At 42.3% G+C, this 8,962-nt stretch carries 4 protein-coding genes; 3 read left to right on the top strand and 1 reads right to left on the bottom strand.

The features are described 5' to 3' along the window. Positions 1 to 324 precede the first annotated feature (324 nt). Genes EA341_RS16975 through EA341_RS16965 form a run of 3 tightly spaced genes read left to right on the top strand, consistent with a single transcriptional unit; the run spans position 325 to position 4,415 of the window. Positions 325 to 1,614, top strand: a complete 1,290-nt coding sequence (locus tag EA341_RS16975; RefSeq protein WP_293016364.1) for a Gfo/Idh/MocA family oxidoreductase — start codon at positions 325 to 327, stop codon at positions 1,612 to 1,614. Positions 1,615 to 1,663: 49 nt separating this feature from the next. Continuing rightward, entirely contained in the window at positions 1,664 to 2,122 is a 459-nt protein-coding gene (locus tag EA341_RS16970) for a (2Fe-2S)-binding protein (RefSeq protein WP_293016363.1), read from the top strand. 13 nt (positions 2,123 to 2,135) lie between these two features. Beyond that, on the top strand, positions 2,136 to 4,415 hold the full coding sequence (locus EA341_RS16965; protein WP_293016362.1) for a molybdopterin cofactor-binding domain-containing protein: 2,280 nt from the start codon (positions 2,136 to 2,138) through the stop codon (positions 4,413 to 4,415). Between the two features lie 219 nt (positions 4,416 to 4,634). Here the strand turns inward: EA341_RS16965 and dnaE are convergent, their stop codons facing one another. After that, on the bottom strand, positions 4,635 to 8,927 hold the full coding sequence (dnaE, locus tag EA341_RS16960; protein WP_293016361.1) for a DNA polymerase III subunit alpha: 4,293 nt from the start codon (positions 8,925 to 8,927) through the stop codon (positions 4,635 to 4,637). Between the last annotated feature and the right edge of the window lie 35 nt (positions 8,928 to 8,962).

Genomic DNA, 8,962 nt, shown 5'->3' with positions numbered 1-8,962 from the left:
CCCTCTGATTAATCCCGTAGGTACGGGACTCTAACCAACTGAGCTAAGGAGGAATTTTTTGGTAAGTGTCAAACCGTTTTGTTTAACGTGGTGCAAACATAGTAGGATGATCCATTTTTTCCAAACATGACTCTTAAAAAAAATAATATTTAAATTTCATTCTATTTTTCTTTCAGAAAATCAGCCACTTATTTTTAGGCTGGGGGAAATGTTTTGGTGCCGACTTCTTTCTTTTTTGGATTTCTTTCCATGATCGGTCTTAAATTTATAAATTATACTTGCTAAATTATCCTAGTAAATTACCCACATCCAAACCCAATTACTATGAATCGATTTTTAAACCGCAGGCGGTTTGTCAAAATATCTGCACTTGGTGCTTTTGGGCTACAATTCATTCCTTTTACAGGATTAAAAGCAGCACCTTCAGACCGAGTCAGGGTAGCACACATAGGCCTCGGTGGAATGGGGCTCTCTCATATGAATTGGTTTGCCAACTTGCCAGAGGTGGAAATCGTGGCGCTTTGTGATGTGGACTCCCAAAGAGCAGAAGAAGCTTTACAAAAATTGAAAGTAGTCCACCCTAACAGCAAAGCCAAAACCTATCAGGATTTCAGGTATATTCTGGATAGGGATGATGTGGATGCTGTCACCATAGCTACCCCTGATCATTGGCACGCGCAAATTGCTATTTTGGCTTTTCAAGCAGGAAAAGATGTATATGGTGAAAAACCACTTTCCTATAGCCTGAAGGAAGGGGATCTGATGCTGAAATCATTAATGGAGAACAACAGGGTTTTTCAATTGGGAACGCAGATTCATGCAGGAGACAATTATCACAGGGCCGCAGAAATACTCCAATCTGGCGTCTTAGGGAAAGTGAAAACGGTGAGATTATGGAAAACCGGAGAGCCGACTACCATAGAGAAACTGAATTTTCAAACACCTCCCAGTCATCTCAATTGGGACATGTGGCTGGGGCCAGCACCATATTCTGAATACGCTCCTGAAAAATGTCATTTTAACTACAGATATTTTCTCGAATATTCCGGAGGAGTATTTCAGGATTTCTGGTGTCATATTGCAGATGTTGTGTGGTGGGGCTTGGAACCTCAAAAACTGAAGAAAGTAACCACCAGAGGCGAAAAGGCAGATGGTGTTGGAGACACTCCAAAATGGATAGAGGCAGATTTTAAGTTCAAAAATCTTGATATCCACTGGACAAGTACCCCTCCAGATATTGAAGGTGCTGAAAACAGACATATTGGAGCCTATTTTGAAGGGACCAAGGGAACCATGGTTTGTGATTATTCGAGTAGGGAAATCCGGATCAATGGAGAGTTATTGACAGACATCATTGACATTCCTATAAGTATTCCAAGATCTCCAGGGCATCAGCAGAATTTTATCGATGCCGTGAAATCAAGAAAACAACCGCAATCACACCTTGCTTATGCAAGAGAAATGACCATGCCCATGTATTTGGCAATGATTTCATACAGACTACAAAGACCCCTCAAGTGGAATACAAAAAAGGAACTTTTCAGAAGAGATGAGGAGGCTAATGAAATGCTTTTCCGTCCTTATAGAAAAGAATGGAACTTGATCGGTATTTAACCCTAGAAATTCCCTATCTTATTGAATTGCAAAGCATTTAAAAAAAATTATGGAAAAATTTACCTTGAAAATCAACGGTGAGTCCAAAGAGGTAACCGCTGAAGATGACATGCCTCTACTTTGGGCATTGCGTGACATGCTAGGAATGAAAGGAACCAAGTTCGGTTGCGGACAGGCCCTTTGTGGCGCCTGTACAGTATTAGTAGACGGGGAAGCCATGCGTTCCTGCAGTCTTCCTGTTTCTGCTGTGGGAGATCAGGAAGTAGTGACTATCGAAGGACTTTCAGAAAATGGTGATCATGCCCTACAAAAAGCCTGGGTAGAACACATAGTCCCTCAATGTGGCTATTGCCAGACAGGCCAAATCATGAATGCAGCAGCTTTGCTCAACAGGAACCCCAACCCTTCTGACGAAGAGATAGAATCAAGTATGGCAGGTAACCTTTGCAGGTGTGGTACATACAACCGTATCAAAGATGCTATCAAAACTGCTTCCCAAAACATTTAAGCACCTAAAAATCATGAGACCTACATTTCCATTCTTCAAACCCAAAGAAGAAACCGATAAAAGCAAAATATTCAAACCCTCTAGAAGAGATTTTTTGAAAGTGAGCTCGCTTGCTACAGGAGGTTTCTTCCTAGGAATTACCTTTCAATGCAGTGGGCCAAAGGGAAGCGACCTGATCTTTGCACCTAACGCCTATTTAAATATAGATGCTGATAACCTCATTACAATTGTAGCCCATCGATCCGAAATGGGAACTGGAATCCGAACCTCCCTCCCTATGATCATTGCAGATGAATTGGGTGCGGATTGGTCCAAGGTTAAAATCATACAAGCAGAAGGTGATGAAGATAAGTATGGGGACCAAAATACTGATGGTTCTTATTCGGTCAGGATGTTTTATGAACCCATGCGTCGTGCAGGTGCCACTGCCAGACACATGCTGTTGCTTGCTGCTTCTCAAAAATGGAAAGTAGCAATGGACGATTGTTACACTGAAAATGGCATGGTACATCACACTGAAAGTGAAAAATCTATCAGTTTTGGAGACTTGGTGTCTGAAGTGCAAAAGATGGAAATTCCCAGATCCGAAGACGTCATATTAAAACCCTTCAGTGATTATAAACTTATAGGCAAGGATATCCCTATTTACGATGCCAAAGATATAGCGACAGGGAAAGCAATTTTCGGGGCTGATGTAGACCTGGACAAGATGAAAATTGCAGTAATCAAACGATGTCCCGTAGTAGGTGGGAAGGCAATTTCAGTAAATGACACTGCTGCTTTGGCAATAAGTGGCGTAGAAAAGACAGTAAAAATTGAGGGCGCTGGTTTACCGGCAGGCCTTGATAAGCCCTTAGAAGGAATTGCGGTCATTGCCACAAATACCTGGGCAGCCATAAAGGGAAGAGATGCTTTAGAGGTAGATTGGGATTTGGGGGAAAATAAAGAATATGACTCAGCTGCCCAATTGCAGGAAATGTTGAAAAGCACCGAAGAGAAAGGAAAAGTAAGGCGAGCGAGAGGAGATTTTGAGGAGGCAATGAACTCAGCTTCCAAAACCATCGAAAGGACTTATGAACTCCCCTACTATGCGCATGCAACTATTGAACCTCCTGCTGCCATTGCCAATTATTCCAATGGAAAATGCGAAGTATGGGCTCCCAGCCAACACCCGCAATGGGCAAGAGGAGCAGTAGCAACAGCTTTAGGCATAGAGGTAGAGGACGTGACCATGAATGTAACCCTTTTGGGCGGAGGATTTGGAAGAAAGTCAAAACCTGACTTCATAGTCGAAGCAGCCATTCTTTCCAAGGAAATGAATGGACCCGTAAGGGTACAGTGGACCCGAGAAGATGATTTGCACCATGATTTTTACCATGCACTCAGTGCCCAAAGAATCAGGGCTTCACTTGATGGATCCCGAAAGTTAGTAGGCTGGAACCATCATACTGTATTTCCTGCGATCGGAGCTACTTCTAACCCCGCAGAGATACACCCTTCGGATGGAGAATTAGGTTTAGGTTGTGTGGATTTCCCATATGATGTGCCAAACATTCGGATCGAAACCCACGAATCAAAAGCCCATACAAGGATTGGTTGGCTCCGTTCAGTAAGCAATATCCACCATTCTTTCGCCATCAATTGCATGATGGATGAGGTGGCTGAAGCAAGGAGCATAGATCCTATCAACAACGCCCTTGAAATGCTGGGAGAAGACCGAAATCTAAGCTTCAAGGAGGAGTTGGACGGAGATTTTTCGAACTATGGAGAAAGCATTGAAGAGTACCCATGGGAAACAGGCCGAATGAAAGCCGTCATTCAAAGAGTAGCCAAAGAAGCCGGATGGGGACAGCGACTAGGGGGAAACAAAGCAATGGGTTTTGCCTGTCAAAAAAGCTTCCTGACCTATGTGGCCTGTATAGTAATTGCCGAGAAAGGCGATGATGGTAAAATAAAAGTTTCCGATGTACACTATGCGGTTGACTGTGGTATTGGAGTCAACACGGACAGGATAAGGTCTCAATTTGAAGGCGGGGCACAGTTTGCACATGGACTGGCAACAAGCTCAGCTATTACTTTCAAAAATGGAAAAGTAGAGCAGAACAATTTCGACACCTATCTCATCACAAGAATGCCACAGGCTCCGAAAAAATACCATATCCACATTGTGGAGAGCATGGAAAAGCCTACAGGAGTGGGTGAACCCCCTGTCCCACCCTATGCACCGGCTTTGGCCAATGCGGTGTATAAATTGACTGGAAAGCGGCAATATAAATTGCCATTTTCGATCTAATTGATTTCCAGAACTGAAATCTATTCATATAAAAAGCCCTTATAGTAAAATTGCTGTAAGGGCTTTATTTTAGCAATGATATAATTTTTTAATGTATTGACCTGATAAAATGTATGAAAATGAAATTAACTTTTCCTTGTCACTCCGACGTAGGAGGAGTCTATTTTTTGACCCGTATCATAGAACATTTTCAACATGCCGTAAACCTTCTCACCAACATCAATTGATGATCTGATATACAACCTCGGGCATATGCCCCAATTCTTCAATCAATTCATTAGAGGGATCTACCTGATAATTTTTGGACATCAGGTCCAGCGTAATGTTCTCTTTTTTATCCAAAATATTGATGTAAAGTTTGGCCTCACCTTTATATTTTTTGGTAATTCCTTCCAATCTTTCCATCAAATCATAGGTCAGGTCATCAAGGTCAATGTTTACCCGTAGGCCTTTGACCATTTTCCCCCTGACTTCACTAAGCAACATGATGGAATTGATTTTAAACTCTAATTCATCAGGCTTCCACTTATTGGGGTGAACAGAACCTGTAAGGTAAAGGAACCAGCCTGTCATGAAATACTCCTTGAACTTGATATAATCTTCTCCGAAAATAAAGAAGGTGTGTCCTCCATGGTAATCTTCTAGAGTCAAGGTACCAAAAGGCTTCCCTGTCTTGGTCGTCCTGTGGGCAAAAGCCATCACCATACCTGCGCACTTGACCTCACCTTTTTTCCTGAGGGTTTCAGTATCCTTGATTTCTGTTAAAGGAGTATTGGTAAAGGAATCAATTTCTACTTTAAACTGATCCAGTGGGTGTCCCGAAATATAAAGCCCCACTACCTCTTTCTCAATATTTAGCTGCTGCAATTGACTAAAAGGTTCCATCGGAGTGATGCTTGGCATGGGAACTTCCATGCCTCCACTACCCCCAAACAAACTGACTTGTGAACTGTCTGCTTCTTGCTGCACTTTTTGGGCATATTTTACAGCTTTTTCCAACAAAGTAGCATCTCCATCCGGAGCCTCTAAGTATTGTCTCCTGTGGAATTCCGGGAAACAATCAAATCCACCAGCCATCGCCAAAGCCTCCAAGGTCTTTTTATTAACCGCTCGTGAATTGACTCTTTTACAGAAATCAAAGATATTTTTATAGGCCCCGTTCTTTTCCCGTTCTTCAATAATCATATCAACAGCCGCACCTCCTGCACCTTTGATAGCAGCCATCCCGAAACGTATCTGACCTTCTTTGTTGACTGTAAAACTCCTTTTAGACTCGTTGACATCAGGACCTAGTACCGCAATATTGCCTCGCTTACACTCCTCCATAAAAAAGGTTACCTGGGAGATATCATTCATATTGTTACTCAATACAGATGCCATGTACTCAGCCGGGTAGTGTGCTTTGAGGTAGGCTGTCTGATATGCTATCCAGGCATAGCAGGTAGAGTGGGATTTATTGAAGGCATAGGATGCAAATGCTTCCCAATCTGTCCACACCTTTTCCAGCTTTTTTGCATCATGCCCTTTTTGGGATGCCTGCTCAATAAACTTTGGCTTCATCTTGTCCAGCACATCCTTTTGCTTTTTACCCATGGCTTTACGGAGTACATCCGCCTCACCTTTGGAAAAGCCTGCCAATTTTTGGGAAAGCAACATTACCTGCTCCTGATAGACAGTAATACCGTAGGTCTCTTCCAGGTATTCCTTCATGTCATCCAAATCGTAATTGATTTCCTCTGTACCATGTTTCCTTCTGATAAAGGAAGGAATATAAGCCAAAGGCCCAGGTCTATACAAGGCATTCATGGCGATAAGGTCAGCAAAAACTGTAGGCTTTAGTTCCCTCATGTATTTTTGCATGCCGGGAGATTCATACTGGAATATACCTACCGTCTCTCCTCTTTGGAACAATTCATAAGTTTTTTCATCATCAATAGGAAAGGTGTCTGGATCCAGATCAACTCCGTGTTCCTCTTTGACAATCTTGCAGGCATCTTTGATTAGGGTGAGGGTTTTGAGACCCAAAAAGTCCATTTTCAACAAGCCTGCATTCTCCACCACCGAGTTATCAAATTGGGTACACACCATTTCTGAGTCTTTGGCTAATGCCACAGGGACAAAATTGGTAATATCATCAGGAGTAATGATTACCCCACAAGCGTGAATACCTGTATTCCTTACAGACCCTTCAAGCACCTTTGCCTGATTGATAGTTTTTGAGAGTTCATCCTGCCCCTTAGAAATCCGGATAAGCTCTTCAGCTTTAGCCATATCTTCTCCATTTCCTTTTAGCTTAAGGGCCAACTTCGCCCTATCCTTAGACAAGTCAAAAAGGGCTTTCAACTTGATGTCAGGCACCAACTTGGCCAACCTATCTGCTTCGGATAATGGGAGATTTAACACCCTGGCAGTATCCCTGATGGCCGACTTCGCTGCCATTGTGCCATAAGTTATGATCTGGGCAACTTGATTGGATCCATACTTTTTGATAACATAATCTATTACTTTCTGCCTGCCCTCATCGTCAAAGTCAATGTCAATATCAGGTAAGGAAACCCTTTCCGGATTTAGAAATCTCTCAAAAAGTAGGTCATAAGCTATCGGGTCAACATTGGTAATCCAGGTACAATAGGCCACTGCCGAACCAGCAGCAGATCCCCTTCCCGGCCCGACAGAAACTCCCATTCTTCTGGCTGCCGCGGTAAAGTCCTGGACAATCAAAAAATATCCAGGGTAGCCGGTTTTTTCTATAGTGGCCAACTCAAAATCGAGTCTTTCCTTAATTTCATCCGTAATTTCTCCGTACCGCTTTTTTGCTCCTTCATAGGTGAGGTGCCGTAGATATGCATTTTCACCTATTTTCAACTTACTGTCCACTTCATCTCTTGGGTCCTTGAATTCTTCCGGAATATCAAATTTTGGCAAGAGCACATCCCGCTGTAGCTTATAAGTTTCAATTTTTTGGACAATTTCATGGGTACAGGCAATGGCCTCTGGAAGATCTGCAAAAAGCTTTTTCATGTCTTCCTGACTCTTTATGTAAAATTCATCATTTGGAAAACCATACCTATACTCTCTCCCCCTTTTTCCTATATATTTTTTTGGCTTCTCCACCAGTTCTCCATCTTTTACACAAAGCAGGATATCATGGGCTTTTGCATCCAGTTTATGATTGTAGTAGGTATTGTTGGCTGCAAAATATTTAACCCCATATTTATTGGCAAACTTGAGCAGCACCTCATTTACCTTTTCCTCCTCAGGAATCCCATGCCTGTTGAGCTCCACATAAAAATCTTCCCCAAACTGCTCTTTCCACCAGATAAAAGCTTCCTCTGCCTGTGTTTCACCCACATTTAAAATCAAAAATGGAATTTCTCCCCAAAGACCTCCTGTAGTTGCAATCAAGTCTGATTTATAAGCAACCAAAACTTCCTTGTCTATTCTTGGTAAATAATAAAAGCCTTCAATATTGGCATAAGAAGCCAGTTTTGCGAGGTTATGGTAACCCTGCTTGTTTTTTGCCAAGAGCACCGTCTGAAAACCGTCGTCTTTAACGCTTTTATTCTTTCTATCCCTATTGAGATTGAATTCACATCCGATGATAGGCTTGATATCATTTGCCAGCGCAGCCCGTACGAAATTAAAAGCACCCATCATATTCCCATGGTCAGTCATGGCAATGGCAGGCATTTTCAGCTCCTTGGCTTGAGCAATCAATGCCGGTATTTCGGAAGTTGCCTGCAAAACTGAATATTGTGTATGCACATGGAGATGGGAAAAAGGGATATCTTCCATCTCCGATATATCAGCACTTCCCGCAGCTTTCAAGACTTCTTTAGCAGCAACTTTTTGGTCATCCTTGGCAGCAGCAAAGTTTGCTGCATCTAACTTGGGTGCCTCATAAATCACCTCTAATACATCTATTCCTTTGGCCGTGGGTATTACTTTTTGGGCAATCAACCCAAAAAAACATTTTGCTGTTGCATCCACATCATAGGCCGCATCGTGCGCATCCTCAAAACCTACTCCAAAAAGTTTTTGATGTAATTCAGTCAAGGTAGGCCATTTGTATTTCCCTCCTTTGCCACCTGGAATAGCGCAAAAATCCGTAGACAGGTCTTTGGTATCTAGTTCCTTCATATCAGGAAGCTTCATTGAAATCTGCTTTCTGATAAACTCGGCTCCCGTAACATTGATGTCAAATCCTATATTGTGTCCCACCAAGTATTTGGCTTTTTCGACATCCTCATGAAAAATCCCCAAAACCTTACTCAGGTCATGCCCTTCTTTCAAGGCACGGTCTGTAGAAATACCATGGACTTTTTCGGCATTATAAGGAATGGTAAAACCCTCTGGCTTGACGATAAAATTGTTATTGGAAATCAGTTTACCTCTTTCATCGTGAAGCTGCCAGGCAATTTGTACCAGTCGTGGCCAATTGTCCACATCCGACATAGGCGCATTGTAATTCCTTGGTAATCCAGTGGTTTCGGTATCAAAAATAATATACATATATGCTCTGCAATTTTGGAAATCTAAAATAAGGT

The organism is Mongoliibacter sp. (genome assembly GCF_007692705.1).
GTDB lineage: Bacteria > Bacteroidota > Bacteroidia > Cytophagales > Cyclobacteriaceae > Mongoliibacter.
This window is presented reverse-complemented; position numbering and strand designations above follow the sequence as displayed.